Here is a 24,223-nt window from a genome sequence, read left to right on the forward strand (position 1 = left end):
TCTTTCGGTCAGAACGGAACGTCGCCCTCGATGGTGGTGCGGTACAGCTTGCGGCGCTGGTCTTGCGGGAAAGGCATGGCCAGGTGCATGGTCGAGCGGTTGTCCCAGAACACCATGTCCTTCGGTTTCCACTGGTGCCGGTAGACGAACTCCGGACGGGTGCTGTGCTCGAACAGCTCGTCGAGCAGTTCGCGGCTGCGCGCCTCAGGCAGGCCGATGATGCGGGTGGTGAAATGCTCGCTGACGAACAGCGCGCGGCGCGCCGTCTCCGGATGGGTGCGCACGACCGGGTGCACGGCCGGCACCACTTCATCGATCTGCTCCTGGGTCAGCTTCGGGCGTCAGGGATTGCGCCGGCGCAGCTCCTCGTACTTGGCAAGATAGCTGTGCTCGGCGCGCAAACCGGTGATCTCGCGCTTGAGCTTGCCCGGCAGCGCGTCATAGGCGGCGTGCTGGTTGGCGAACAGGGTGTCGCCGCCATCCGCGGGTAATTCCTGCGCGTGCAGCATCGAGCCCAGGCTCGGCACTTCCCTGTACGACAGGTCCGAGTGCCAGAAATGGCCGGCGTCGCCCAGGCCGATCGCCTGGCCGTTCTCGCGGATGTTCGAGATCACCAGCACTTCGGGGTGCCCGGCCAGCTGGAACTGGCGCAGCACGTGGATCTGCAGCCGGCCGAAGCTGCGGCTGAACGCCACCTGCTGCTGCGGGGTGAAGGTCTGGTCGCGGAACACCAGCACGTGGTGCTCCAGGTGGGCACGGTGGAGGCGGTCGAAGTCGTCAATGCTGAGCGGGCGGGCAAGGTCGAGGCCGAGCACTTCCGCGCCGAGCGGCTGGTTGACGAGGGGGCGGATGTCGAAATCCTGGCGGGTCGAGTCGAGCGGCATGATGAACCAGTGTTGTTGAGTGAGCCTGATTCCAGAATAGCCACGCCCGCCTGCCCCAACAACGAATCATTTCGACTAACTTCATGCATTTTTTGTCATCGAACGCCCCTGCACAATAAGTGGGCACTGCGCGATTTCGCTGCGCTGAACAGGGTTTTTTGCTAGGATTCGATAGTTTTCCTCACGGCATTCGCACCAAACGCCCTTTCAAGCACGCATGGCCACAGACAAAGAACTCAACGACTTCCTCGAGAATGTCGAACGGCGTGCGTTCAAGCAGGCGGTCTATGCGGTTCGCAAGGACGAATCGGCGCTCGACATCGTGCAGGATGCGATGATCAAGCTGGCCGAGAAATACGGCGACAAGCCGGCGGCCGAGCTGCCGATGTTGTTCCAGCGCATCTTGCAGACGACCATCCTCGATTACTTCCGCCGTGAAAAGGTTCGGAACACCTGGGTCAGCCTGTTCTCCGGCTTCAGCCGGCGGGATGGGGACGATGAAGAATTTGATATACTTTCTTCCTATGAAGCGGAGGAAGGAACGGCCGCCGCGGAGTCGAGTGCCGACCAGTTTGAGCGGGCTCAAACCTTGCGCCTGATCGAACAGGAAGTAGAAAAGCTCCCACCGCGTCAACGGGAAGCCTTCCTCATGCGTTACTGGCAGGACATGGACGTGGCCGAGACGGCCGAAGCGATGGGTTGCTCCGAGGGAAGCGTCAAGACGCACTGCTCGCGCGCCACCCACGCCCTCGCCGAGGCGCTCAAGGCCAAGGGAATCAAGCTATGAACACGGACGACATCAACCTGGCGTACAAGATACGCCATGCCCTGAACGAGAACCTCGACGCACTGCCGGCTTCGACGACCGACCGGCTGGCCGCCGCGCGCGCGCGCGCCTTGGCGCGCAAAAAACCCGACGCGCCGGGCGTCGATACGTCGCGCCAGGTCCAGGCCGGCCCGCGTCCGCTGTTCGACCTCAAGGGCCTGTTTACCGGCCCGGCGCTGGCGCGCTTGGCCGTCGCGGCGCCGATGCTGGCGCTGGTGGTCGGCATGGGCGGCGTCTACCAGTACGAGCAGCAGCAGCGCCTGGCCGCGATGGCCGAGGTCGACGCCGCCGTGCTCGCCGATGAGCTGCCGCTGACTGCCTACCTCGACCAGGGTTTCAACGCCTACGTGGAGTCGCAACAGCGCCAGCAATGACGAAAACCGCGCCGAAGCCCCGCATCGCCGTTGTTGCAACCGCGGCAGCGGTCTTGATTGCCGGGGCCGCGACCTGGGCGGTCTACAACAAGTCCGAATCGACGGCGCCGGCCGCGCGCGGTGCGGACAATCACCCGACGGTCGCCGCCGGCGCCAAGCCGCCCGCCAAGACGCTCGACAAGCCGCTCTGGCGCGAACTGTCGCGCAGCCAACGTACCGCGCTCCAGCCCCTGCAGCCCGAATGGGATGGCATGGACGGCATCCGCAAGCGCCGCTGGCTCGAACTGTCGGCCCGCTTCGCCTCGATGAGCCCGGACGAGCAGGCCCGCGTGCACGAGCGCATGCGCCAGTGGGTGCGCCTGACGCCGGCCCAGCGCAACCTGGCGCGCGAGAACTTCAGTAAGACCCGCAAGCTCGACCCCGGCAAGAAAGCGGCGACCTGGGAAAGCTACAAGCAGCTGTCCGAGGAAGAAAAACGCCGGCTGGCGCGCTCGGGCGGCAAGCCGCAGGGCGCGCCGTCGCTGCCGCATTCGCCGATCATCGACACGCCGACCAGCTGCCCGCCGGGCGCGACGCGCCGCGGCACCTCCTGCATCATGCCGGCGCCGAGCACGCCTGCCGCCAGCGTACCGGCCACCGCGGCCACGTCGCCGCCGCCGGCCGCCGCGCCATCGGCAGCGCCGGCACCGACACCGGCGCCGGCCGCTCCCCTGCCCGCCACCCCGGCCGCTCCCACCGCTCCTACCGCTCCGAGTGCAAACAATGCAAGCAACGCAAGCAACATCGGCACCGCCAGCAACTAAGCCCGCGCCGGTCGTCACCCCGACCATCCTGCGCCGCGTCACCGTGATGCTGTACGAAGCGCTGCTGCTGTTCTCGGTCGAGATGCTGGCGATCGCCGTCTACATGCTGGTGACCCTGAACAGCCAGCATCCGGTGGCCAAGGAAGGCATGAAGGCCTGGCTGTTCCTGGTGACGGCGGCCTACTTCATCTGGTGCTGGATGAATACCGGACACACCCTGGCCATGAAGACCTGGCGCATCAAGATCGTCAAGCCGGGCCACCGCCAACTGCCGTTCGGAACGGCTGCCATCCGTTTCCTGCTGGCCTGGGGCTGGTTCCTGCCGGCCCTGCTGGCGTGCTGGGCCTTCGGGCTGCACGGCAAGGGGCAGATCGCGATCGCCCTGCTGGCCGGGATCGCGGCCTGGGCGATGACGGCGCTGTTCGACAAGGACCGCCAGTTCCTGCACGACCGCCTGGCCGGCACCCGCCTGATCGCGCTTCCCAAGCCGACGCGCTAGGCGCGTGGCGCTTGCCGCGCGGCATTCGAACGCGGCGCGAATCGAAACAGCGGAATAATCGCAAGCTTCAACCCGACCTTCCAGAAAGGAGAGCCATGAAGCTTTCGAACATCCGCGTCGTGATCATGGGCGCATCGAGCGGCATCGGGGCGGCCACCGCCCTCGCATTCGCGCGCGAGGGCGCGCAGCTGGTGCTGGGCGCGCGCGGCAAGGAAGGCCTCGACGAGGTCGTGCAGCGTTGCCGCCAGGCCGGCGCCCGGGCCGAAGCGCTGGTCGTCGATGCGGTCGACGCCGATGCCGTCGCGGCCTTCGCGCGCGAAGCGCGCGCGATCCTGGGCCGCATCGACCTGTGGTTCAGCAACGTCGGCGCCGGCGTGGTCGGCAAGTATGCCGAGGTACCGATGAGCGACCACCGCCGCATCATCGAGACCAACCTGATCACCCACATGAACGACGCCCACGCCGTGATGCCGATCTTCCTCGAGCAGGACCACGGTGTCTGGGTCAACATGATCTCGGCCGGCGGGTTCGTCGCCTCGCCCTACGCCGCCGCCTACGCGGCCAGCAAGTACGGCCTGCGCGGCTTCAGCGAAGCCCTGCGCGCCGAACTGGTCAAGCGCCCGCACATCCGCGTCTGCGACCTGTATCCGACTTTCGTGGACACGCCGGGCATGCGCCACGCCGCCAACTATACCGGCGCCCGCCTGTCGATCCCGCCCGGCGCGCTCACTCCCGAGAAGGTCGCCGCGGCCGTGGTCGGCCTGGCGCGGCATCCGCGCGACTCGACCGCCGTCGGCGCACCGGCCTCCCTGTTCAGGCTGGGCAACGCGGTCGCGCCCAACCTGCTCGCCGCCGGCATGAACCGCTTCCTGGACGGGTGGGCCAGGCGCGCCGAGCGCGCGCCGGATACGGTGGGGACCCTGTATGCGCCGCAGCACGGCGCCAGCGGAATCCACAGCGGCGAGCGCCGGCCGGAAGGAAGGGGCAACAAGGCGCTGCTGCTGGGGGCGACGGCGCTGCTTGCCGCGCTCGGCACGCAGCTGTGGCGGCGCCGGAGCGCTTGACCAAGAACCGATCCCAGTAGGGAGGAGGAGCGACTCATTCCCTACTGGGATAGGTTCTAAAAGCGTTCGTAGTCGAGCAGGTAGCGCCACTGCCCTGCCTGCAGGCCCGCCATCGGCACCCGGCCGATGCGGATCCGGCGCATCTCGACGATCTCCAGCCCGACCTCGCGGCACATATGGTCGATCAGGCCGGGGCGCACGTCCTTCAGCGCGAAGCGCAGCCGGTGTTCGCTTTGCCAGCTGACCTTCATCGGCGCGATCGGCTTGCCGTTGAAGTGCAAGCCGTGGTTGAGCAGCGCCAGCCCGCCTTCGCGGATGCTGCCAGTGACGTCGACGATGTATTCCTGCTCGACGCGCGCGGCGTCGTCCACCAGCTTGCGCACCACCCGGAAGTCCTGGGTGTAGACCACCAGCCCGCTCGCATCCGTTTCCAGCGGCGAGGTCAGGGTCAGCTTGTGCAGGTGGCGCCTGAGGAAGCGCGGCTGGCCGTAGGCCTGGGCCAGGGACTCCGGGCTCAGGCAGCCCAGCGCCGGCTGGCCGCGCGCGCCGACCCCGGAATTGAAGCCGGCTGGCTTGTGCAGCAGGATGGTGACGGGCGGCGCCTCCTGGCTCGACGCGCCCGGCAGCACGCGCACTTCCTGCGACGGCAGCACGCGGCTGGCCGGATCCTCGACGACGCTGCCGTCGACCTTGATGCCGCCGCCGGCGATGTAGCGCTCCGCTTCCGCGCGCGAGCAGCCGAGTTGCGCCGCGACGCGCTTGGCCAGGCGAATACCCTCCTCCATCATTGCTCCCGCCAGTCAGCAAAGAAGGCCTTGAACACCTCGACGGTGCGCGCCACGTCCGCGGCGCCCACGTCCAGGTGGGTCACCAGGCGGGTGCGCGGACCGATCGAGGCGCGGATTCCGGCACGCGCCAGGTGCTGGCGCAGCGGCTCGCAGGCCGCCTGCGGGACGTCGAGCCAGAAGATGTTGGTCTGCGGGGTGCCCACGCTGAGCTGTTCGATCTGCGCCAGGCCCTGCGCCAGCGCGGCCGCGTTGTCGTGGTCATCACGCAGGCGCTGCACGTTGTGCTCCAGCGCATACTGCGCGGCCGCCGCCAGCACGCCGGCCTGGCGCATGCCGCCGCCCAGCATCTTGCGCCAGCGCTTGCCCTGCTCGATGAAGGCCTTCGGGCCCAGTAGCACGGAACCGACCGGCGCGCCCAGGCCCTTCGACAGGCAGACCGAGACGGTATCGAAGCCTTGCACCACCTCACGCAGGCTGATGCCCTGCTTGACCGCCGCGTTGGCGATGCGGGCGCCGTCCAGGTGGGTGGCCAGGCCGCGGCTGTGCGCGAGCGTGGTGGCAGCTTTCACGTAGTCCTGCGGCAGCACGCGGCCGCCGATGGTGTTTTCCAGCGCCAGCAGGCGGGTGCGCGCGAAGTGCAGGTCGTCGGGCTTGATGTAGGCCTCGATGTCGGACAGCAGGATCGTGCCGTCCGGCTGGTTGGCGATCGGCTGCGGCTGGATCGAGCCCAGCACCGCGGCGCCGCCGCCTTCGTACTTGTAGGTGTGCGCTTCCTGGCCGACCAGGTATTCGTCGCCACGGCCGCAGTGGGTCATCAGGGCGATCAGGTTGGTCTGGGTGCCCGAGGGGGCGAACAGGCCGGCTTCAAAGCCGAACAGCTCGGCCGCGACATCCTGCAGGCGGTTGACCGACGGATCGTCGGCGTACACGTCGTCGCCGACCTCGGCCGCCGCCATCGCGGCGCGCATCGCCTCCGACGGTTGCGTCACGGTGTCGCTGCGCAGGTCGATCCACTTCTGGTTGGTGTCGCTCATCTCGTTCTCAGTCTGCGGTGACAGGGATATAGAAGCGCCGCTTCATTTCGTCGAGCCCCAGTTCGGTCATCACTTCCTGCAGGCGTTCGGACGGCCGGCGGCGCGGCAGGTTCTTGTAGGTCGCGACGATGAGTTCGTTCTTCATCGAGTGCTCCCAGCCCACCAGCTCGGTGACGGTCACCTGGTAGCCGTGCGCTTCCAGCTGCAGGCAGCGCATGACATTGGTGATCTGGCTGCCGAACTCGCGGGTGTGGATCGGGTGGCGCCAGATCTCGGTCAGCGCGCTGCGGCCCAGGTCCTTGCCCTTGTTCTTGCGCAGCACGCTCGCGACCTCGGCCTGGCAGCACGGCACCAGCACCATGTGCTTGGCCTGCTTCTTGAGGGCGAAGTCGATGGCGTCGTCGGTGGCCGTGTTGCAGGCGTGCAGTGCGGTGACGATGTCGAGGGTGGGCGGCAGCTCGGTCGAGGTGGTCGATTCCGCCACCGACAGCGGCAGGAAGGACATGCCGCCAAAACCCAGGCGCGCCGCCAGCTCGGTCGATTTCTGCACCAGCTCGGCGCGGGTCTCGATGCCGTAGATGTGCGAGCCCGCCTCCAGCCCCTTGAAGAACAGGTCGTACAGGATGAAGCCGAGGTAGGACTTGCCGGCGCCGTGGTCGACCAGGGACACCTGGCCCTTTTCCTGCAGGACGTCCTTGAGCAATGGCTCGATGAAGTTGTACAGGTGGTAGACCTGCTTGAGCTTGCGGCGGCTGTCCTGGTTCAGCTTGCCGTCGCGCGTGAGGATGTGCAGCTCCTTCAGCAGTTCGACCGACTGGCCGGGACGCACTTCGGGAGGCAGCGCGGGCGCTGCCTGTGCCTTGTTGTTGGATTGTTTAGCGTGCTTCATCGATCCATGCTGCCTGAATGGCTTCCAGTACCCGCTCGCCGCCGCGCGAGCGGTCGTCGTCGAAGCCATCGAGCCCGACGACCCAGTTGTGCAGGTCGACGAAGCGCACGGTGGCGGGGTCGACGTCGGGGTACTTCTCGAGCAGCGCCTCGGCGATGCTCGTTACGTCAGTCCACTTCATGGCAGGCCTCTTTCAGTGGCTTTTCTCTGCGGCGTGGTTGATGGTGTACTTCGGGATCTCGACCACCAGGTCTTCGTCGGCGACGATCGCCTGGCAGGACAGGCGCGAGTTCGGCTCCAGGCCCCAGGCCTTGTCCAGCATGTCTTCTTCTTTTTCTTCCTGCTCGTTCAGCGAGTCGAAGCCTTCGCGCACGATCACGTGGCAGGTCGTGCAGGCGCAGACGCGGTCGCAGGCGTGTTCGATCTCGATGTCGTTTTCCAGCAGGACGTCGCAGATCGACTTGCCGGCCGGGGATTCCAGCACGGCGCCGTCGGGGCAGAAGACGGGATGGGGGAGGATGACGATTTGTGGCACTTGATAACCTCGTATTGTGTTTTTCGTAGGGTGGACGGCTTCGCCGTCCGCGCGTTCAACAGGGGCAAGCGTCGCCACGGATCGACCGTGAGTCGGACGCGCGGTCGGCAGAGCCGACCACCCTACTAAACTTCGTCCAGCGATTTACCGGCCAGGACCTTGCGCACGCTCTTGTCCATCCGGCGTGCCGCGAATTCTTCCGTACCCCTGGCCAGCGCCTGCACCGCCGCGTGCAGCCCGTCCTGGCGCTGCCCGGCGTCAATCGACGCGTCGTTCGAGCGCTGGATCGCGTCGCGCACGCCATCCACCAGCCTGCCCACATCGGTCTGCTCGGCGGCATCCAGCAGCTCGGCGTCGGCATCCAGCGCCGACTGGGTCGCCAGCAGGATGCGTTCGGCCTCGACCTGCTCTTCGCGCAGCGCGCGCATCTGCATGTCGCCCTGGGCCGAGGTGTAGGAATCCTGCAGCATGCGCGCCACTTCGTCGTCGCCCAGGCCGTAGGACGGCTTCACGGTGATCGACGCTTCCACGCCGGAGCGGGTTTCGCGCGCCGACACCGACAGCAGGCCGTCGGCATCGACCTGGTAGGTCACGCGGATGCGCGCCGCGCCGGCCGCCATCGGAGGGATGCCGCGCAGCTCGAAGCGCGCCAGCGAACGGCAGTCGGACACCAGCTCGCGCTCCCCTTGCACCACGTGCACCGCCAGGGCCGTTTGACCGTCCTTGAAGGTGGTGAATTCCTGCGCACGGGCGCATGGGATGGTCGAGTTGCGCGGGATGATCTTCTCGACCAGGCCGCCCATGGTCTCGATGCCCAGCGACAGCGGCGTGACGTCCAGCAGCAGCCAGTCGTCGCCCTCGGCGCGGTTACCGGCCAGCAGGTTGGCCTGGACGGCGGCGCCCAGCGCCACCACCTTGTCCGGGTCGATGTTCGCATGCGGGATGGTGTGGAAGAACTCGCCCACCGCGCGGCGCACGTGCGGCATGCGGGTGGCACCGCCGACCATCACGACGCCGTCCACGTCCTCGACGGAAACATCGGCGTCGCGCATGGCCTTGCGGATCGCATTCATGGTCTTGCCGACCAGGTGCTTCGTGATCTCGGCGAAGGTCTGGGCGGTGATGGTCACCTGCACGATCTCGCCCGACTTCAGGATCGCTTCGATCGTGGTTTCCTCATTGGTCGACAGGAGCTCCTTGGCCTGGCGCGCCTTGACCATCAGGGTGGCGGTGTCCTGCTCGGAGAGCGGCGCCAGCTTGGCCTGCTCGACGATCCAGCAGAACAGGCGGTGGTCGAAGTCGTCGCCGCCCAGGGCCGAGTCGCCGCCGGTGGACAGCACCTCGAACACGCCCTTGGAGAGCCGGAGGATCGAAATGTCGAAGGTGCCGCCGCCCAGGTCGTAGACGGCGTAGACGCCTTCCTTGCCGTGGTCGAGGCCATAGGCGATGGCCGCGGCGGTCGGCTCCGACAGCAGGCGCAGCACGTTGATGCCGGCCAGTTGGGCGGCATCCTTGGTGGCCTGGCGCTGGGCGTCGTCGAAGTAGGCCGGCACGGTGATCACGGCGCCGACCAGTTCGTCGCCGAGGGAATCCTCGGCGCGCTGGCGCAGCGTGGCCAGGATCTGGGCCGAGGTCTCGACCGGGCTCTTCACGCCGGCGACCGTGTTGATCTGCACCATACCCGGGGCGTCGACGAAGTCGTACGGCATGTTCTCGGCGTGGGCGATGTCCTTCAGACCGCGGCCCATGAAGCGCTTGACCGAGACCACCGTGTTCTTGGGGTCGGTGGTCTGGTGCGCCTGCGCCTTGTAGCCGATGTTGGCATGGCCGTTCGGGAGGTAGCGCACGACCGAGGGCAGCAGCGAACGGCCGTCCTCGTCGCTCAGCACTTCCGGGATGCTGCTCCTCACGGTGGCAACCAGCGAGTTGGTGGTGCCCAGGTCGATGCCGACCGCCAGGCGATGCTGGTGCGGGGCGGTGGACATGCCGGGTTCGGCGATTTGGAGTAGTGCCATGGTCGTGTTACCTGTTTGTTTTTCTGTGCTGCTATGTGGTCGGGGTCGTTTGTGTCATCGACACAAACGACCCCGACCATCATGCGAATTCGATTACGCGTCCAATGCCTCGAACGCGTACTGTACCTCTTCCCCGAATTTATCGAGGAACATCATCGCGCGCACGCCCTGCGCGGCCGCGTGGTAGTCGCCGGCATCGAGCTGCCTGCCGACCTGCTCCAGCATGCTTTTGCGCTCGCGGCGCACCTGGGCGTCGAGCTCGTCCAGCGCCGATGCATCCTTGGCCGCGCGCGCATCCTCGAGCGCTTCGCGCCATTCCATCTGCTGCATCAGGAAGCTCGCCGGCATCGCCGTGTTCGACTCGGTCTGCAGGTCGACGCCGTTGATCTCGCAGAGGTACTGCGCGCGCTTTTGCGGATTGCGCAGGGTTTGATAGGCCTCGTTGGCGCGCGTGGCCCACTGCATCGCGACGCGCTTCTCGGTATCGGTGGCGTTCACGAAGCGGTCCGGGTGCACGCGCCCCTGGACCTCGCGGTAGGCCGCGTCCAGGGCGTCGCCGTCGACGGCGAAGCTGGCGGGAAGCTGGAACAGCTCGAAATGGTTCTGCATTGCCTTAGATACGGAAGCTTTCGCCGCAGCCGCAGTTGTCCTTGACGTTCGGGTTGTTGAAGCGGAAGCCTTCGTTCAAGCCTTCGCGCGCGAAGTCCAGTTCGGTGCCGTCGATGTAGGGCAGGCTCTTCGGGTCGACGAAGACCTTGACGCCGTGCGACTCGAAGACATTGTCTTCGTTCGAGGCTTCGTCGACGTACTCGAGCTTGTAGGCCAGGCCGGAGCAGCCGGTCGTGCGCACACCGAAGCGCAAGCCGATGCCCTTGCCCCGGCGCTCGAGGTAACGGTTGACGTGCTTCGCGGCTTTTTCAGTCAGGGTGATTGCCATGTCGGTGACTCCAGTCTTTGCTAACTATTACGCCTTCTCGGCGTGCTTGGCTTTGTAGTCGGCCACGGCGGCCTTGATCGCGTCTTCCGCCAGGATCGAGCAGTGGATCTTCACCGGCGGCAGCGCCAGTTCTTCGGCGATCTGGGTGTTCTTGATCGCCAGCGCCTCGTCCAGCGATTTGCCCTTGACCCATTCGGTCACGAGCGAGCTCGAGGCGATCGCCGAACCGCAGCCGTAGGTCTTGAACTTCGCGTCCTCAATCAGGCCCTGCTCGTTGACCTTGATCTGCAGCTTCATCACGTCGCCGCAGGCCGGCGCGCCGACCATGCCGGTGCCGATCGCATCGTCGCCCTTGTCGAAGGCGCCGACGTTGCGCGGGTTTTCGTAGTGGTCCAGTACTTTGTCCGAATATGCCATGGTAGTGCTCCTAGAATTCCGTAATGTTTAGTGGGCTGCCCATTGGATCGAATTCAAATCGATCCCTTCCTTGAACATGTCCCACAGCGGCGACAGTTCGCGCAGTTTACCGACCTTGGCTTTCAACAGGTTGACAGCGAAGTCGATGTCTTCCTCGGTCGTGAACCGGCCGATGGTGAAGCGGATCGAGCTGTGCGCCAGTTCGTCGCTGCGGCCCAGGGCGCGCAGCACGTAGGACGGCTCCAGCGAGGCCGAGGTGCAGGCCGAACCCGAGGACACGGCGATGTCCTTGATCGCCATGATCAAGGACTCGCCCTCGACGTAGTTGAACGAGACGTTCAGGTTATGCGGCACGCGGTGGTCCATGTCGCCGTTGATGTAGACCTCTTCGATCTCCAGCAGGCCGCGGGCCAACCGGTCGCGCAGCGCCTTCACGCGCTCGAGTTCCGACGCCATCTCTTCCTTGGCGAGGCGGAAGGCTTCGCCCATGCCGACGATCTGGTGGGTCGGCAGCGTGCCCGAACGCAGGCCGCGCTCGTGGCCGCCGCCGTGCATCTGCGCTTCCAGGCGCACGCGCGGCTTGCGGCGCACGTACAGGGCGCCGACGCCCTTCGGGCCGTAGGTCTTGTGCGCGGTGAAGGTCATCAGGTCGCACTTGGTTTTATTCAGGTCGATCTCGACCTTGCCGGTCGCCTGGGCGGCGTCGCAATGGAAGATGATGCCCTTCGAGCGGCACAGTTCGCCGATCTCGTCGATCGGCTGGATGACGCCGATCTCGTTATTCACCAGCATGACCGATACCAGGATGGTGTCCGGACGGATCGCCGCTTCCAGCTGGGCGATGGTGATCAGGCCGTTGTCCTGCGGCTCGAGGTAGGTCGCCTCGAAACCCTGGCGCTCCAGTTCGCGCACGGTGTCCAGCACGGCCTTGTGCTCGGTCTTGACCGTGATGATGTGCTTGCCGCGGGTCTTGTAGAAGTGGGCGGCACCCTTCAGGGCCAGGTTGTTCGATTCGGTCGCGCCCGAGGTCCAGATGATCTCGCGCGGATCGGCGCCGACCAGGGCGGCCACGTTGGCGCGCGCTTCCTCGACCGCCGCTTCGGCGCTCCAGCCGTACATGTGGCTGCGCGACGCCGGATTGCCGAACTGCTCGCGCAGGTAGGGAATCATCTTGTCGGCCACGCGCGGATCGATCGGAGTGGTCGCCGAGTAATCCATGTAGATCGGGAAATGCGGCGCAGTCACGAAGCTCTGCTCGGTTTTTTTGTCCAAAGGCGCGTTCATCAGTTCACTCCGGTTTCAATATTGGCGCTAGCGGAGGTGCGGTGCACCACCACGACGTTTTGTTCTTTCTGCTTCTGCTGGTCGACCAGGTCTTGCAGCGAGACCGAATCGAGATAGTCGACCATCTTGGCGTTCAGCGTGGTCCACAGTTCATGGGTCATGCAACGGGTGCCGGAAGCAGCGTCGGCGCCGTGACAATTTTCTTTGCCGCCACACTGGGTGGCATCGAGCGGCTCGTCGACCGCGATGATGATGTCGGCCACCGTCACCTTGTGGGCGGGTCTGGCCAGGCTGTAGCCGCCGCCGGGTCCGCGGATCGACTCGACGATCTGGTGGCGGCGCAGCTTGCCGAACAGTTGTTCCAGGTACGACAGCGAAATGGCCTGGCGCTGGCTGATGCCCGACAGCGTGACCGGACCATTGCCCTGACGCAGGGCGAGGTCGATCATCGCGGTAACAGCAAAACGGCCTTTGGTGGTCAGACGCATCGGAAACCCAGTTAATGTAAAATATTGCCTCTTTTCAACTCATCGGTGCGGCGCAGCAAACACAACCAGCGAGAGCGCCCCCTTGAATGACCCGATTAGTTGATCGATTTAGTCAAGTATAGCAAATCCTGACTGGCTTGTCTTGGAGGCCCCCAAAACTTTCCCGGGCCTTTCCTCCTCCCGGCCCTTATCGCAAACGCAGCAATTCCATCGGCCCGAACAATGCCTGCATCCCCTCGTGCTGGATGAAGGACAGGTTGTACGGGTGCTCGGCCTGGATCTGCGGCAGGCGCGCCGCTTCCGGCAGCTTTTTCAGCTGTTCGGCGATCTTGCCCCACAGAACCAGGGTGGGCGGCTGAGGCTGGCTTGCCAGGGCGGCAAGCACGACTTGCAGGAATGGTTGCCAGGCGCGTGCGTCGATGGCCGGCGCCACGTGCTTGCGAAACACCAGGGCCGCGTTCAGCAGCAGGAAACCGTGCTCGAGCAGATTGTCCTGCAGCTGGGCCAGGGTCTGGATCGAGCCGTCGGTGCGGGCGGCCTGGGCCACTGGCACCATGGCGCTGCCGCCGGTGGCGTCGGCATCGAGTTGCCCGTTTGCCACCAGGAGCATCTTCATGAAGTTGCGCAGCGAGGTGGCGCGGTTGACCGGCTTCGACAGCCCCGTCTCCGACCACAGCGCGCCCACGGCGCCGTCCATGAAGCAAAAGCCCGTGGCGCTTTCGGCGCGCGGGTAGGGCCCCTCCCCCACCAGCACATACTTCACTTTCTCCAGCGGCTGGGCAAAGGCGGCGAAGATGCGGCCGTCGAGCGGCAGGTAGTCATCGACGGCCAGCGCCGGCAGGTAGCCCGGGTCGGCGCTGGCGACGGCCTGCAGGCCGGCCTCGAGGACCGGGCGCCAGGAGGCGTCGGCACGGTCCAGGGCGACGATGATCGGGGCGGGAATGGGGTGGGTGGACATGGCGAAATCACAAGGCGCAAAGAGGCCGGATTGTAGCCCATGTCCGTGGGCTCACTCCGCGTCCGGCTGCTGGCTCGGATGCGCCGCCTTGAAGGCCGGCAGGTCCACGCACAGCGCGTCGATGCGTGCAATGGTCGGATAGGCATCGATGTCGATATCGAAGCGCCTGGCATTGAACACCTGCGGCACCAGGAAGCAGTCGGCGATGGTCGGGGTGTCGCCATGGCAGAAGAGGCCGGTGCCCAGGTTGCGCGCCAGGTGCGCTTCCAGCGAGCGCAGCCCCTCGATGACCCAGTGGCGGTACCAGTCGGTCTTGGCTTCTTCGGACTGCCCCAGGTGCTTCACCAGGTATTTCAGCACGCGCAGGTTGTTCACCGGGTGGATGTCGCAGGCGATGATCTGCGCCAGCTCGCGCACGCGGGCGCGGCCGACCGCGTCCTTCGGCAGCAGCGGCACCAGCGGGTAGACTTCGTCCAGGTACTCGATGATGGCCATCGACTGCGTCAGCGTCATGCGGTCGTCCTGCAGGGCCGGCACCAGGCCGCTGGGATTGATGGTCAGGTAGTCGTCCATCAGGTGCTGCCCGCCCTCGCGCAGCAGGTGCACCGGGACCGCCTGGTAGTCCAGGCCTTTCAGGTTGAGCGCGATGCGCACCCGGTACGCGGCCGAGCTGCGGAAATAGGTGTAGAGCTTCATGCCGGTCTCCTCTCAAGCTTTCCTGTGATAGGGGCATACTTCCTGGTCGATCGCGCCGAAGATGCTGGCGCCGTCCTGGTCGACCATCTCGATGCGCACGGTGTCACCATAACGCAGGAAGGGCGTTTGCGGCTTGCCGCCCTCGATCGTCTCGTACATGCGCACCTCGGCCAGGCAGCAGTAGCCGACGCCGCCGTTGCCGATGCTCGAGCCGTGCAGGCTGCCCTGCTTGTTCGATACCGTGCCGGAGCCGATGATGCTGCCCGCGCCCAGCTCGCGCGTCTTGGCGGCATGGGCGATCAGCTGGGCGAAGCTGAAGGTCATGTCCTCGCCCGCGTTGGGGCGGCCGAAGGGGCTGTCGTTGAGCGTCACCAGGAGCGGCAGGTGCAGCTTGCTGTCCTGCCAGGCCTCGCCCAGCTCGTCGGGGGTGACCGCCACCGGCGAGAAGGCGCTGGCCGGCTTGGACTGGTAGAAGCCGAAGCCCTTGGCCAGCTCGTTCGGAATCAGGTTGCGCAGCGAGACGTCGTTTACCAGCATCACCAGGCGGATCGCCGCGGCCGCTTCTTCGCTTGATGCGCCCATCGGCACGTCGCCGGTGACCACCGCCACCTCGGCCTCCAGGTCCACGCCCCACTCTTCCGAGAGCACGGCGATCGGGTCGCAGGGACCCACGAAGGAATCCGAGCCGCCCTGGTACATCAGCGGATCGCTGTAGAAGGATTCGGGCAATTCGGCGCCGCGCGCCTTGCGCACCAGCTCGACGTGGTTGATGTAGGCCGAACCGTCGCACCATTGATAGGCGCGCGGCAATGGCGAATGGCATTCTTCTTCGATGAAGGATTCGGCCTTGTCGGCGGTGCCCGCGTTCAGGCGCTCGTACACCTTCTGCAGCTGCGGCGCCACCTCCTCCCAGTTGTCGAGCGCGCACTGCAGCGTGCGCGCGATCTTCGGGACGGCCTGGCAGGTGACCAGATCGCGGCTGACGACGACCAGCGTGCCGTCGCGGCCGCCGGTCTTGAGGGTGGCAAGTTTCATGGCGTTTCCTTCCCTTGGTGTTTGCTTTTCGCCATTAGAGAACAAAACGTACTATCATTCAAACAGTATTTTTCGCTCGATTTATTAGATAAGCTTATGAATCCGACCTTGCGCCAGATGCGCGCATTCGTGGCCCTGGCCAAGACGGGTAACTTTACGCTTGCCGCGCAGGCGATGCACGTCACGCAATCGGCGCTTTCGGGTTTGATCAAGGAGCTCGAGCAGACCCTGGGCGCCAAGGTGGTCGACCGCAGCACGCGCCGCGCCCTGCTCACCGACATCGGCAAGGAACTCTATCCGCTGTTCAGCCAGATGATCGACGACCTCGACGGCGCCCTGGCCAATGTTGCCGACCACACGCGCCTGAAAAAGGGCATCGTGCGCATCGCCGCGCCCCAGCTGCTGTCCTGCACCCTGATGCCGGAGGCGATCGCCGCCTACCGCGCCCGCTACCCCGACATCGAGGTGCGCCTGGGCGACACCGGCGTGGAAAGCGTGGTCACGCGCGTGCTGTCCGGCGAAGCCGATGTCGGCATCGGCCCGGAGCGCGCGCCGGCGCCGCCGCTCGACGCCCGGCTGCTGTTCGAGATGCCCTTTGCGCTGGTGTTCCCGAAAGGGCATGCACTGGAGCGGCAGGCGCGCGTCACCTGGAAGGACGTCGCGCGCTATCCGCTGATCTCGCTGCAGGGCCAGTTCACAGAGCGCCTGCTGGACGACATGCACGCCGCGCTGCACGCGCCGTCCGTCAAGCCTGCCTACGAGCTCACCTTCATGACCACGGCACTGGCCATGGCCGCCGCCGGGCAGGGCGTGACGGTCTGCCTGCCCTACGCCGCGCCGCTGGCCACGCTGTACGGCCTGGTGATGCGCCAGCTGGAGGAACCGGTGCTCACGCGCCGCTTCTTCCTCTACACGCGCCCGGGCCGCACGCTGTCGCCGGCGGCGGAGAGCTTCATCGCCTTCCTCGGCGCGTTCGTCGACAAGCGCGCGCCCGGTCCGGCAGCGTGACGGCGCCGGAGCGCGGCGCGCCTCACCTGGCCGCTTTCGCGGACGGATAGAAGACCTGCTCGCCGCCCGCCTTGAACGAGGCGATCAGCCCCTGCCCTTCAGGTGAGGTCATCCACTCGACCAGCTGCATCGCGCCCTTGTAGTTGACGTGCTTGTGGCGCTCGGGATTGACGGCGATGATGCCGTAGGGGTTGAACATCTTCGGGTCGCCCTCGACCGCGATCTGCAGGCCGGTCTTGGCCTTGTAGGCGACATAGGTGGCGCGGTCGGTCAAGGTGTACGCGTTCATTTCCGCCGCCATGTTCAGCACTTCGCCCATGCCCAGCCCGGCGGAGATATAGGCGGCGCCCTGCGGCTGGGCGCCGGCCTGCTTCCAGTAGGCCTTCTCCATCTGGTCGGTGCCCGAGTTGTCGCCGCGCGAGACGAAACGCGCCCGGCTATCGGCGATCTTCTTCATCGCCGCGAGCACGTCCTTGCTGCCCTTGATGCCGGCCGGGTCGCTCACCGGACCGACCAGGATGAAGTCGTTGTACATCACGTCGCGGCGGTTGACGCCATGGCCTTCGGCGACGAACTTGTCTTCCGCCGCGCGGGCATGGACCAGGGTCACGTCGACGTCGCCGTTCTTCGCCAGCTCGAGGGCCTTGCCGGTGCCGACCGAGATCACGTTGACCTTCGAATTGGTCTTGCTCTCGAACTTGGGCAGCAGGTATTGCAGCAGGCCCGAGTTCTCGGTGCTGGTGGTGGTCGAGAGCTTGATGACCTGCTGGGCCAGGACGGGCGCCGTGGCGGCGAGCAGGAAGCCCAGCAGGGCAAGCTGTTTGTTCAGGAAGCGCATGGGTAGTAGTCCTTTCTAATGAATCTAGTGAAATCCATGTTGGCGCAGGATCGCCTGCCCGGCTGGACCCAGCACGAACCCGAGCAGGCGCTCGCCCTCGGCGGAACCGCTGCGCGCGGCGATGCCATAGCTGCTGCGCACGTTCAGGGCGTCGGGAATGCGCAGGATCTCGAGGCGCGGGACGGCCTGCTTCGTCAGTACCGCATTGGTGCAGTACATGACGTAGGCATCGGCCTTGTCCTGTTCGAATGCCGTCACATAGGGCAGCGTGCTGTCCGGCGCCAGCTCGGCGGTGCCGGATAGCTTGAGGGCCTTGGCATCGAGGATGGCGTACAGGCCCGGCTGGCGCCCGTCCGCCTTGCGGAAGAACTGCCAGGTGTAGTCGCCCATCGGATCGCTGCCGGGGGTGGAGGTCGCCAGCCGCAGCGTGGGCTTGCCCAGTTCACCCAGCAGATTCTCGGAGCGCAGCTTCAATTCGGGCCTGCTGACGACGCACAGCGCGTTGTGCGTGAACACGGCCGGCTCGCCCAGCAGTCCCTGCCGCGCCAGCGCCGCGGTATGCTCGCTCGACGCCGATGCGAACACGTCCACCGCGCGCCCGCCTTCGATGTCCTTGCGCAGCTTACCGGACGGACCGTACACGGCGCTGAACGCCGCGCCGCCGCCGGCACGGTAGGCTGCCAGCAGCTCGCCCATCGCGGCGCGCAGACTGCCGGCGGCCAGCAGCACCGGCTGGGAAGGCGCATCGCCTGCCGCCGACTGGGCCATGGCGCCCGGTGCCTGGAGCGCTGCCAGCAGCACCCAGGCCGCATGTCGTACGCGATGCTGTCGCATTCTTGCCCCATCCGTGGTTGTGGATGCGCCATCCTAAGCTATACTGAAAAACTTTCAATATGAATAAGTTTGCATATGTTGCGCATCAAGCTGTCCTACACCTTCGACGATGCGGCAGTCACCGGACAGCAGCTCGGCAATCCCTTGTTCGATATCCTGGGCGCCATCCATGCGTGCGGATCGGTGGGCGCGGCGGCGGCGCAGCTCGGGCTGTCCTACCGCCACATCTGGGGCGAACTGAAGCGCTTCGAGACGGCGCTGCGGGCCGACCTGATCGTCTGGGAACGGGGCAAGCGGGCGCGCCTGTCGCCCTTCGGCGAGAAGCTGCTGTTCGCCGAGCGGCGCGCGCGCATGCGGGTGCAGCCGCAGGTCGACAACCTGATCGCCGAAATGGAGCGCGAATTCGCCCTCGCCTTCGATCCGCAGGCGCACGTGATTCCCATGTACGCCAGCCATGACCTGGCCCTGCCGCGCCTGAAGGAATTCATGGCGCGCGACGCCAAGCTGCACCTGGACCTGCAATACCGCGGCAGCCTCGAATGCATCGCCGCCCTGTCGCGCGGCGACTGCCTGCTGGCGGGCTTCCATGTGAGCGAAGACCATGCGCCCGGCAGCATGACGCACCAGGCCTTCAAGTCCATGCTCAAGCCGGGCCGCCACAAGCTGATCAACTTCGTGGGCAGGCAGCAGGGCCTGATGGTGGCCGCCGGGAACCCGAAAGGCATCCACGGCGTCGAAGACCTGCGCCGCGCCGGCGTGCGCTTCGTGAACCGCCAGGGCGGCTCCGGCACCCGCGTCACCGTCGAGCAGCTGCTGGCCAAGGCCGGCGTGCAGCCCGCCGAGGTCGACGGCTTCGACCATGCCGAGCCGACCCATCTGGCCGTCGCCGCCAGCGTCGCATCGAACGTGGCCGATGCCGGCTTCGGCATCCAGGCCGCCGCCGCGGCCTTCGGGCTGGCCTTCGTCCCGGTGATCCGCGAGCAGTATTATTTCGTCTGCCTGAAGGAGGCGGTGGACCAGCCGCCCATCAGCACGCTGCGCGAGCTGCTGCGGCGCAGCGAGTGGCAGGCCTTGATCGCGGACCTGCCCGGCTACGACATCCAGCATGCCGGCGAAGTGGTGGCGCTGCGGCGCGCCTTCCCCTGGTATGCCTTCCGCACGCCGAAACGGCAGATGGCGTCCTGCACGTGAAACGGGCTGCACGTACAATAGCGTGCATTCCCGTTTTTGCTGCCGCCGATGTCCCTCAACACCATCGAGATCAACCGCTTGATGAACCGCTTCGACAGCCATGACAGCGTCTGGCTGTTCGGCTACGGTTCCCTGATCTTCAAGGCCGACTTCCCCTTCATCGAACGCCGTCCCGCCTCCATCGCCGGCTGGAGCCGCCGCTTCTGGCAGGGCTCGCACGACCACCGCGGCACCGAAAGCGCCCCGGGCCGGGTCCTGACCCTGGTGCCAGAAGAAGGCGCCACCTGCCACGGCATGGCCTACCTGGTCACGCCCGAGGAGTTCGCCCACCTCGACCACCGCGAAAAAAACGGCTACCTGCGCCTGGCCACCGAGATGACGTTCGAGGACGGCGGCAGGCTTGAGGGCATCGTCTACATCGCCACCGCCGACAACGCGGCCTACCTGGGGCCGGCCAGCGAGCGCGACATCGCGCGCCAGATCGCCACGGCGCACGGCCCGAGCGGGCCGAACAGCGAGTACCTGCTGGAACTGGCGCGCGCGCTGCGCGAACTGGGCAAGCACGACGAACACGTGCATGCCATCGAAGGCCACCTGGAAGAATTCACCCGGGCCGCGCGCTGAGCTTGCGTCGCTCCACCTTGAGCAGCAAGCGGACTTTCGGGCGCAAGGAGATATTCAGCACCGCCTCCGGCTCCGTCATCCCCTCTCCCTTCGCGAGCGTAAAACGCTGCAGCAGCATCGCCGCCACCACCGTCATCTCCGCCAGCGCCAGGTGCTGCCCCAGGCACACCCGCGGTCCGGTCCCGAAAGGCATGAAGGCCCCGCGCGGGATAGGCGGCGCATCCGCCCCGAAGCGCTCCGGCTGGAATTCATCCGGCGCCGGGAACCAGCGGGCGTCGCGGTGCATCAGGAACAGCGGGATCATGAACATGGTCCGTGCCGGCATAGTCCAGCCGCCCAGGGTGAACGCCCGCGTCGAACGGCGGCTCATCAGGATCGGCGCGGCCGGGTACAGACGCATCGTCTCGTTCAGGGTCCGGGCCAGGTAGGCGAGCCGCGGCAACGCCTCCTCGCCGGGGACGGCGCCCTGCAGCACCGCGTCGACCTCGCGCCGCGCCTTCTCCTGCGCCGCCGGATTGGCCGCCATGCACCAGGCCCACCAGCTCAGGCTTGCCGCCGTGGTCTCGTGCCCGGCAATGAAGGCCGTCATGCATTCGTCGCGCACCGCCGACAAGGGCCAGGCGGCCGCGTCCTGCCGGTGCAGCTCCAGCAGGCAGCTCAGCAGGTCCTGCGGCCAGACGTCGAGCGGCAAGGCCAGGCGGGCCTGGACATGGCGCGCGATCAGCGCCGTCAGCATGGCGCGCACCTGCCGCTTGCGGCGCTGCCATGGTAGCCAGTCGGGGCTGCTTACGGGCCAGAACATCTCGGCATTGGCGGCCACCAGCGCCTCCTGCACCGCGCTCTCCAGCGCGCGCGCATCAGGGCCGATCTCGGATGAGAACATCATGCGTTGAATCACGTCCATCGCCAGCGAGGTCAGCGCGCTTTCGATCGGCATCGCTTCTCCCGGCTGCCAGCCTGCCATTGCCGCCTCGGCTGCCGCCGCGATCGTCATAACGAAGGCCTTGACCGACTTCGGCGCGAACGCCGGCTGCAGCGCCTGGCGTTTCGCGGTCCAGCCCTTGCCCTCCGCGACCAGGACGCTGTCGCCCTGCAGATAGGCGAAGATGTCGATCCCGCGTTCCCAGCGCCGGACCGCGTCATGCTGACCCACCAGCAGCTCGCGCACCAGTTGCGGGTCGGTGACCACGACCTCGTGCTCCGGCCACACGCGCAGGTGGACCACGTCGCCATACGCCTGGCGCCAGCTCGCCAGGCTGCCGGGCAGGTCGCGCGCCATGGGCGCCAGCAGGCCCCAGCCGGTCAGGCCTGATGGCGGACCGGGCGGCCAGGCGCCGGACGGATGCCGGGTTGGCGCCGGATCGACGGAAGCGGGCGGCGTGCCATCCGCATGGAAGGGGCAGCGGGAGGTGTCGGGCGTATTCATGTCTCGCATTCTTCGCCGCTTTCGCCCCCGCGTCTTGAACGGAAACGACATCGACAGCCCGCGGGCGCCTGCCTATACTGCTGACTCATGGCCCCCGATCGTCACGATTGCCTGCACCCCTGCCCCAACCGGCTGGCGCGCGGGCCGCGCGTATGCAACGGGGGTAAGGCGCCGCATGACCGTCTCTACCTGGCGCCGCCGGCCCTGCAGGGCGCGATGCTGGCGCTGGTCAGCCGCGACACCTCCCGCCTCCTGCTCAACGACGCCCAGCGCCTGTCGCACTTCCCCGCTTCGCCAATCGTGACGCTGTCCTGGTTCGACGGAGCCGGAATGGGATTGCTTGACCCGGACACCGGCTGGCATCCCTTCGGCGCGCAAATGATGATCTCGGGCAGCCATTCGCGCCCGCTGACCACCTGGTCGCCGACTAGCGGGCGCGGCTACATGGCCTGCTTCCAGCCGGACACCATCTCCGCCCTGTTCGGCATCGAACTGGCGGCCATCCAGGACCGCTTCCTGCCGGCGCACACGGTCCTCGGTGCCGGCTGGCAGCCCTTCCTCGATGCCCTGCTGGCCGCGCCCGACGATGCCGCCGCCATGCGCCTGCTCGAAGCGCAGCTCGGCAAGCGCTGGCGCGCCGCGCAGGGCGGCGAATCGGGCCGTCCCTCGCTGCGCCAGATGGACCGGCACTGGGTACAGCGCCTGGCGTGGCAGGCGCACCAATGGCGCGACACGCACAGCGCGCGCCAGGTCGAGCGCCGCATCAAGTCCTTCAGCGGGCGCTCGCTGCGCGAATGGCAGTCGCTGGTGCGCACCGAAGGCCTGTTCTTTGCTGCCCGCGAACGCTACGAGACCGGCCAGCCCTTCGACTGGGCCACGCTGGCGCTGGACGAAGGCTTCTCGGACCAGGCCCACCTGAGCCGCGTCACCCGGCAGATCTGCGGCTTTCCCCCGACCGAATTCGCCGACCGCTACATCGAGGACGAGTCGTTCTGGATCTACCGGCTGTGGGTCTGAAGACCGGCCGAGCGCGGCCTGAAGTCCGCTAGAATCGCTGGACCATACGGAGCGCGTCGATGCCACGCGCCATATAACAAGGAGACAGGGATGTCGAAGAAGATGCTGATGGGCTTGTGCGCTTCGCTGCTACTGGCGATGCAGCCTGCCGTGGCGCAAACCAAGGCGCTTGAAGCCGCGCCGCAATACGATGCCGCGCTGGCCCAGTCGCTTGGTGCCGACGAGCGTGGCATGCGCCCCTACGTGTTTGTGATCCTCAAGACCGGCCCCAAGAACATCGAGGACAAGGCCGAGCGCGCGAAGATCTTCGAGGGCCACTTCGCCAACATGGGCAAGCTGGCGAGCGAGAAGAAACTGGTGTTCGCCGGACCGCTGGACGGCAAGGAAGGCCGCCGTGGCATTTTCGTGATCGCTACCCCGGACATCGAGGAAGCCAAGCGCTACGTGGCCACCGATCCAGTCATTTCAAGCGGGCTGATGGAGGCCGAATACCACAAGCTCTACGGCTCGGCGGCGCTGATGATGGTGAACGACGTACACAACAAGATCCAGAAGAAGCAGTAAGCCACCTGCCGATCTCAATCGGGCAGCCGGCTAGAACAGGTCCAGCTGCCCGGCTGGATTCCCGCTGCCGCCCTTGCCGGCGGCAGGCGATGGACGCGCCGGCACGGTCAGCGGCTTGCGAAACTGCGAGCCGTCCAGCCTGCCGAAGCGCCCACGAAACTCCCCCATCCCCAGCCGGTGCACCGCTTTCGAGAAGCGCTGGCGGATCAGGTCCGCCCACACGCCCTCGCCGTGCATGCGCTTGCCGAAGTCGCTGTCGTAATCCTTGCCGCCGCGCAGGTCGCGCACGCGGTTCATGACGCGCTGCGCCCGCTCGGGGAAATGCGCCTGCAGCCATTCCTGGAACAGCGGGTTGACCTCGTGCGGCAGGCGCAACACGACGTAATGGGCGCCGATGGCGCCGGCCTCAAGCGCCGCTTCCAGGATACGCTCGATCTGCGGTTCGGTGACGAAAGGAATGATGGGCGCCACGCTCACGCTGACCGGAATGCCAGCCTCGGCAAGGGTGCGGATGGTGCGCAGGCGCCGTGCCGGCGCTGCCGCGCGCGGCTCCAGCGTGCGCGCGATTTCCGGATCGAGCGTGGTCAGAGTGATGGCGGCGCAGGCCAGGTTCTTTTCCGCCATCGGCGCGATCAGGTCGATGTCGCGCTCGATGAGGGAAGACTTGGTGATGAGTCCGACCGGATGCCGGCATTCGCTCAGCACCTCGAGCACCTGGCGCGTGAGGCGCATCTCGCGCTCACAGGGTTGATACGCGTCGGTGTTGACGCCGAGGGCGATGTGCTCGGGCACGTAGCCCGGCTTGGCCAGCTCGCGCCGCAGCAGCTCGGCCGCATTCACCTTGGCGAACAGCCGGCTTTCGAAGTCGAGCCCCGGCGACAGGCCGAGGTAGCTGTGGGTGGGCCGCGCAAAACAATAGATGCAACCGTGCTCGCAACCGCGATACGGATTCAGCGAGACGTTAAAGGGGATGTCGGGCGAAGCATTGCGCGAGAGGATGCTCTTGGCGTGCTCGTTGGTGACGAGCGTCTTGATCCCGGCAGCTTCATCCTCGTCACGCTCCCAGCCGTCGTCGAATTCTTCCCGGCCATTGACCTCGTAGCGCCCCTGCAGGTTCGATATCGCGCCCCGCCCCTTGCGCGCCGCGAGCGGACGCGGGCCGAGCATGGGCTGCTCGTCCACGGGCTGGCGCTGG

General features: G+C 66.6%; 28 protein-coding genes and 1 pseudogene. 10 read left to right on the forward strand and 19 right to left on the reverse strand.

The annotated features are described in order from the left end of the window. Positions 1-8: 8 nt before the first annotated feature. Positions 9-884: pseudogene (locus tag MasN3_RS18345) on the reverse strand (TauD/TfdA dioxygenase family protein). Between the two features lie 217 nt (positions 885-1,101). Here MasN3_RS18345 and MasN3_RS18350 point away from each other — a divergent pair. From MasN3_RS18350 to MasN3_RS18370, 5 genes are all read left to right on the forward strand, one after another. Then, positions 1,102-1,671, forward strand: coding sequence for an RNA polymerase sigma factor (locus MasN3_RS18350; RefSeq protein WP_281909128.1), 570 nt, complete (start codon positions 1,102-1,104; stop codon positions 1,669-1,671). Further along, positions 1,668-2,084 carry a DUF3619 family protein gene (locus MasN3_RS18355; RefSeq protein WP_281909130.1) on the forward strand — a complete coding sequence of 139 codons (417 nt, stop codon included), beginning with the start codon at positions 1,668-1,670 and terminating at the stop codon, positions 2,082-2,084. The genes MasN3_RS18350 and MasN3_RS18355 overlap by 4 nt, the downstream gene beginning before the upstream one ends. Beyond that, complete coding sequence (locus MasN3_RS18360; protein ID WP_281909132.1) at positions 2,081-2,887, forward strand: DUF3106 domain-containing protein; 807 nt, start codon at positions 2,081-2,083, stop codon at positions 2,885-2,887. Before MasN3_RS18355 ends, MasN3_RS18360 begins: the two co-directional genes overlap by 4 nt. Further along, entirely contained in the window at positions 2,847-3,386 is a 540-nt protein-coding gene (locus tag MasN3_RS18365) for an RDD family protein (protein ID WP_281909134.1), read from the forward strand. Before MasN3_RS18360 ends, MasN3_RS18365 begins: the two co-directional genes overlap by 41 nt. Positions 3,387-3,481: 95 nt before the next feature. Beyond that, entirely contained in the window at positions 3,482-4,450 is a 969-nt protein-coding gene (locus MasN3_RS18370) for an SDR family oxidoreductase (RefSeq protein ID WP_281909135.1), read from the forward strand. Positions 4,451-4,506: 56 nt separating this feature from the next. Here MasN3_RS18370 and MasN3_RS18375 read toward each other — a convergent pair whose 3' ends face one another. The 14 genes from MasN3_RS18375 to MasN3_RS18440 all read right to left on the reverse strand — a co-directional run bounded on the left by MasN3_RS18375 (position 4,507) and on the right by MasN3_RS18440 (position 15,526). Then, positions 4,507-5,235: an rRNA pseudouridine synthase gene (locus tag MasN3_RS18375; protein WP_281909137.1), complete on the reverse strand. Its 729-nt coding sequence runs from the start codon at positions 5,233-5,235 to the stop codon at positions 4,507-4,509. Further along, positions 5,235-6,272, reverse strand: a complete 1,038-nt coding sequence (gene ltaE / locus MasN3_RS18380) for a low-specificity L-threonine aldolase (protein WP_281909139.1) — start codon at positions 6,270-6,272, stop codon at positions 5,235-5,237. Before ltaE ends, MasN3_RS18375 begins: the two co-directional genes overlap by 1 nt. 7 nt (positions 6,273-6,279) lie before the next feature. Next, a complete protein-coding gene (locus MasN3_RS18385) occupies positions 6,280-7,161 on the reverse strand; it encodes a class I SAM-dependent methyltransferase (RefSeq protein ID WP_281909141.1) in 882 nt (293 codons plus the stop codon). Next, positions 7,148-7,342: a Fe-S cluster assembly protein IscX gene (gene iscX, locus MasN3_RS18390; protein ID WP_281909142.1), complete on the reverse strand. Its 195-nt coding sequence runs from the start codon at positions 7,340-7,342 to the stop codon at positions 7,148-7,150. Before iscX ends, MasN3_RS18385 begins: the two co-directional genes overlap by 14 nt. A 12-nt stretch (positions 7,343-7,354) precedes the next feature. Beyond that, positions 7,355-7,696 carry an ISC system 2Fe-2S type ferredoxin gene (gene fdx, locus MasN3_RS18395; RefSeq protein WP_227798951.1) on the reverse strand — a complete coding sequence of 114 codons (342 nt, stop codon included), beginning with the start codon at positions 7,694-7,696 and terminating at the stop codon, positions 7,355-7,357. A gap of 125 nt (positions 7,697-7,821) precedes the next feature. Continuing rightward, positions 7,822-9,711 (reverse strand): Fe-S protein assembly chaperone HscA, encoded by a 1,890-nt coding sequence (gene hscA, locus MasN3_RS18400; protein ID WP_281909143.1) that lies wholly within the window; start codon positions 9,709-9,711, stop codon positions 7,822-7,824. 93 nt (positions 9,712-9,804) lie between these two features. Beyond that, a complete protein-coding gene (hscB, locus tag MasN3_RS18405) occupies positions 9,805-10,320 on the reverse strand; it encodes a Fe-S protein assembly co-chaperone HscB (RefSeq protein ID WP_281909144.1) in 516 nt (171 codons plus the stop codon). Positions 10,321-10,324: 4 nt separating this feature from the next. Then, complete coding sequence (gene iscA, locus MasN3_RS18410; protein ID WP_036249162.1) at positions 10,325-10,648, reverse strand: iron-sulfur cluster assembly protein IscA; 324 nt, start codon at positions 10,646-10,648, stop codon at positions 10,325-10,327. 27 nt (positions 10,649-10,675) lie between these two features. Next, positions 10,676-11,065: a Fe-S cluster assembly scaffold IscU gene (iscU, locus tag MasN3_RS18415; protein WP_281909145.1), complete on the reverse strand. Its 390-nt coding sequence runs from the start codon at positions 11,063-11,065 to the stop codon at positions 10,676-10,678. A 27-nt stretch (positions 11,066-11,092) separates the two neighbouring features. Further along, on the reverse strand, positions 11,093-12,349 hold the full coding sequence (locus MasN3_RS18420; protein WP_281909146.1) for an IscS subfamily cysteine desulfurase: 1,257 nt from the start codon (positions 12,347-12,349) through the stop codon (positions 11,093-11,095). Further along, the gene (gene iscR / locus MasN3_RS18425; protein ID WP_281909147.1) at positions 12,349-12,837 is read right to left on the reverse strand and encodes a Fe-S cluster assembly transcriptional regulator IscR; all 489 of its coding nucleotides are present in this window, start codon (positions 12,835-12,837) and stop codon (positions 12,349-12,351) included. Before iscR ends, MasN3_RS18420 begins: the two co-directional genes overlap by 1 nt. 187 nt (positions 12,838-13,024) lie before the next feature. Beyond that, on the reverse strand, positions 13,025-13,795 hold the full coding sequence (locus MasN3_RS18430; protein WP_281909148.1) for a uracil-DNA glycosylase: 771 nt from the start codon (positions 13,793-13,795) through the stop codon (positions 13,025-13,027). A gap of 51 nt (positions 13,796-13,846) precedes the next feature. Continuing rightward, on the reverse strand, positions 13,847-14,491 hold the full coding sequence (gene maiA, locus MasN3_RS18435) for a maleylacetoacetate isomerase (protein ID WP_281909149.1): 645 nt from the start codon (positions 14,489-14,491) through the stop codon (positions 13,847-13,849). 12 nt (positions 14,492-14,503) lie between these two features. Next, the gene (locus tag MasN3_RS18440; RefSeq protein WP_281909150.1) at positions 14,504-15,526 is read right to left on the reverse strand and encodes a fumarylacetoacetate hydrolase family protein; all 1,023 of its coding nucleotides are present in this window, start codon (positions 15,524-15,526) and stop codon (positions 14,504-14,506) included. A gap of 96 nt (positions 15,527-15,622) precedes the next feature. On the opposite strand from MasN3_RS18440, the gene MasN3_RS18445 reads away from it, so the two are divergent. After that, positions 15,623-16,534 (forward strand): LysR family transcriptional regulator, encoded by a 912-nt coding sequence (locus MasN3_RS18445; protein WP_281909151.1) that lies wholly within the window; start codon positions 15,623-15,625, stop codon positions 16,532-16,534. Between the two features lie 22 nt (positions 16,535-16,556). Here MasN3_RS18445 and MasN3_RS18450 read toward each other — a convergent pair whose 3' ends face one another. Next, positions 16,557-17,372, reverse strand: coding sequence for a substrate-binding domain-containing protein (locus tag MasN3_RS18450; RefSeq protein ID WP_281909152.1), 816 nt, complete (start codon positions 17,370-17,372; stop codon positions 16,557-16,559). Between the two features lie 24 nt (positions 17,373-17,396). Then, positions 17,397-18,206, reverse strand: coding sequence for an extracellular solute-binding protein (locus MasN3_RS18455; protein ID WP_281909153.1), 810 nt, complete (start codon positions 18,204-18,206; stop codon positions 17,397-17,399). A 75-nt stretch (positions 18,207-18,281) separates the two neighbouring features. On the opposite strand from MasN3_RS18455, the gene MasN3_RS18460 reads away from it, so the two are divergent. Then, positions 18,282-19,397: a substrate-binding domain-containing protein gene (locus MasN3_RS18460; protein ID WP_281909154.1), complete on the forward strand. Its 1,116-nt coding sequence runs from the start codon at positions 18,282-18,284 to the stop codon at positions 19,395-19,397. A 48-nt stretch (positions 19,398-19,445) separates the two neighbouring features. Further along, complete coding sequence (locus tag MasN3_RS18465) at positions 19,446-20,021, forward strand: gamma-glutamylcyclotransferase (protein ID WP_281909155.1); 576 nt, start codon at positions 19,446-19,448, stop codon at positions 20,019-20,021. Here MasN3_RS18465 and MasN3_RS18470 read toward each other — a convergent pair. After that, positions 20,002-21,447, reverse strand: a complete 1,446-nt coding sequence (locus tag MasN3_RS18470) for a cytochrome P450 (RefSeq protein WP_281909156.1) — start codon at positions 21,445-21,447, stop codon at positions 20,002-20,004. The two genes, MasN3_RS18465 and MasN3_RS18470, sit on opposite strands and share 20 nt — an antisense overlap. Before the next feature lie 87 nt (positions 21,448-21,534). Here MasN3_RS18470 and MasN3_RS18475 point away from each other — a divergent pair, with 87 nt between their 5' ends. Then, positions 21,535-22,464, forward strand: coding sequence for an AraC family transcriptional regulator (locus MasN3_RS18475; protein ID WP_281909157.1), 930 nt, complete (start codon positions 21,535-21,537; stop codon positions 22,462-22,464). Positions 22,465-22,554: 90 nt separating this feature from the next. Then, positions 22,555-23,028: a YciI family protein gene (locus MasN3_RS18480; protein ID WP_281909158.1), complete on the forward strand. Its 474-nt coding sequence runs from the start codon at positions 22,555-22,557 to the stop codon at positions 23,026-23,028. Positions 23,029-23,058: 30 nt separating this feature from the next. Here MasN3_RS18480 and MasN3_RS18485 read toward each other — a convergent pair whose 3' ends face one another. Beyond that, positions 23,059-24,195 (reverse strand): PA0069 family radical SAM protein, encoded by a 1,137-nt coding sequence (locus MasN3_RS18485; protein ID WP_281914541.1) that lies wholly within the window; start codon positions 24,193-24,195, stop codon positions 23,059-23,061. Positions 24,196-24,223 lie beyond the last annotated feature (28 nt).

It is taken from the genome of Massilia varians (assembly GCF_027923905.1).
Classification (GTDB): domain Bacteria; phylum Pseudomonadota; class Gammaproteobacteria; order Burkholderiales; family Burkholderiaceae_D; genus Telluria; species Telluria varians_B.

Excerpts from the sequence above, each read along its gene's own strand:
- MasN3_RS18350 (WP_281909128.1), top strand. The coding sequence starts at position 1,102 with ATGGCCACAGACAAAGAACTCAACGACTTCCTCGAGAATGTCGAACGG.
- MasN3_RS18355 (WP_281909130.1), top strand. The coding sequence starts at position 1,668 with ATGAACACGGACGACATCAACCTGGCGTACAAGATACGCCATGCCCTG.
- MasN3_RS18360 (WP_281909132.1), top strand. The coding sequence starts at position 2,081 with ATGACGAAAACCGCGCCGAAGCCCCGCATCGCCGTTGTTGCAACCGCG.
- MasN3_RS18365 (WP_281909134.1), top strand. The coding sequence starts at position 2,847 with ATGCAAGCAACGCAAGCAACATCGGCACCGCCAGCAACTAAGCCCGCG.
- MasN3_RS18370 (WP_281909135.1), top strand. The coding sequence starts at position 3,482 with ATGAAGCTTTCGAACATCCGCGTCGTGATCATGGGCGCATCGAGCGGC.
- MasN3_RS18375 (WP_281909137.1), bottom strand. The coding sequence starts at position 5,235 with ATGGAGGAGGGTATTCGCCTGGCCAAGCGCGTCGCGGCGCAACTCGGC.
- ltaE (WP_281909139.1), bottom strand. The coding sequence starts at position 6,272 with ATGAGCGACACCAACCAGAAGTGGATCGACCTGCGCAGCGACACCGTG.
- MasN3_RS18385 (WP_281909141.1), bottom strand. The coding sequence starts at position 7,161 with ATGAAGCACGCTAAACAATCCAACAACAAGGCACAGGCAGCGCCCGCG.
- iscX (WP_281909142.1), bottom strand. The coding sequence starts at position 7,342 with ATGAAGTGGACTGACGTAACGAGCATCGCCGAGGCGCTGCTCGAGAAG.
- hscA (WP_281909143.1), bottom strand. The coding sequence starts at position 9,711 with ATGGCACTACTCCAAATCGCCGAACCCGGCATGTCCACCGCCCCGCAC.
- hscB (WP_281909144.1), bottom strand. The coding sequence starts at position 10,320 with ATGCAGAACCATTTCGAGCTGTTCCAGCTTCCCGCCAGCTTCGCCGTC.
- iscA (WP_036249162.1), bottom strand. The coding sequence starts at position 10,648 with ATGGCAATCACCCTGACTGAAAAAGCCGCGAAGCACGTCAACCGTTAC.
- iscU (WP_281909145.1), bottom strand. The coding sequence starts at position 11,065 with ATGGCATATTCGGACAAAGTACTGGACCACTACGAAAACCCGCGCAAC.
- MasN3_RS18420 (WP_281909146.1), bottom strand. The coding sequence starts at position 12,349 with ATGAACGCGCCTTTGGACAAAAAAACCGAGCAGAGCTTCGTGACTGCG.
- iscR (WP_281909147.1), bottom strand. The coding sequence starts at position 12,837 with ATGCGTCTGACCACCAAAGGCCGTTTTGCTGTTACCGCGATGATCGAC.
- MasN3_RS18430 (WP_281909148.1), bottom strand. The coding sequence starts at position 13,795 with ATGTCCACCCACCCCATTCCCGCCCCGATCATCGTCGCCCTGGACCGT.
- maiA (WP_281909149.1), bottom strand. The coding sequence starts at position 14,491 with ATGAAGCTCTACACCTATTTCCGCAGCTCGGCCGCGTACCGGGTGCGC.
- MasN3_RS18440 (WP_281909150.1), bottom strand. The coding sequence starts at position 15,526 with ATGAAACTTGCCACCCTCAAGACCGGCGGCCGCGACGGCACGCTGGTC.
- MasN3_RS18445 (WP_281909151.1), top strand. The coding sequence starts at position 15,623 with ATGAATCCGACCTTGCGCCAGATGCGCGCATTCGTGGCCCTGGCCAAG.
- MasN3_RS18450 (WP_281909152.1), bottom strand. The coding sequence starts at position 17,372 with ATGCGCTTCCTGAACAAACAGCTTGCCCTGCTGGGCTTCCTGCTCGCC.
- MasN3_RS18455 (WP_281909153.1), bottom strand. The coding sequence starts at position 18,206 with ATGCGACAGCATCGCGTACGACATGCGGCCTGGGTGCTGCTGGCAGCG.
- MasN3_RS18460 (WP_281909154.1), top strand. The coding sequence starts at position 18,282 with ATGTTGCGCATCAAGCTGTCCTACACCTTCGACGATGCGGCAGTCACC.
- MasN3_RS18465 (WP_281909155.1), top strand. The coding sequence starts at position 19,446 with ATGTCCCTCAACACCATCGAGATCAACCGCTTGATGAACCGCTTCGAC.
- MasN3_RS18470 (WP_281909156.1), bottom strand. The coding sequence starts at position 21,447 with ATGAATACGCCCGACACCTCCCGCTGCCCCTTCCATGCGGATGGCACG.
- MasN3_RS18475 (WP_281909157.1), top strand. The coding sequence starts at position 21,535 with ATGGCCCCCGATCGTCACGATTGCCTGCACCCCTGCCCCAACCGGCTG.
- MasN3_RS18480 (WP_281909158.1), top strand. The coding sequence starts at position 22,555 with ATGTCGAAGAAGATGCTGATGGGCTTGTGCGCTTCGCTGCTACTGGCG.
- MasN3_RS18485 (WP_281914541.1), bottom strand. The coding sequence starts at position 24,195 with ATGCTCGGCCCGCGTCCGCTCGCGGCGCGCAAGGGGCGGGGCGCGATA.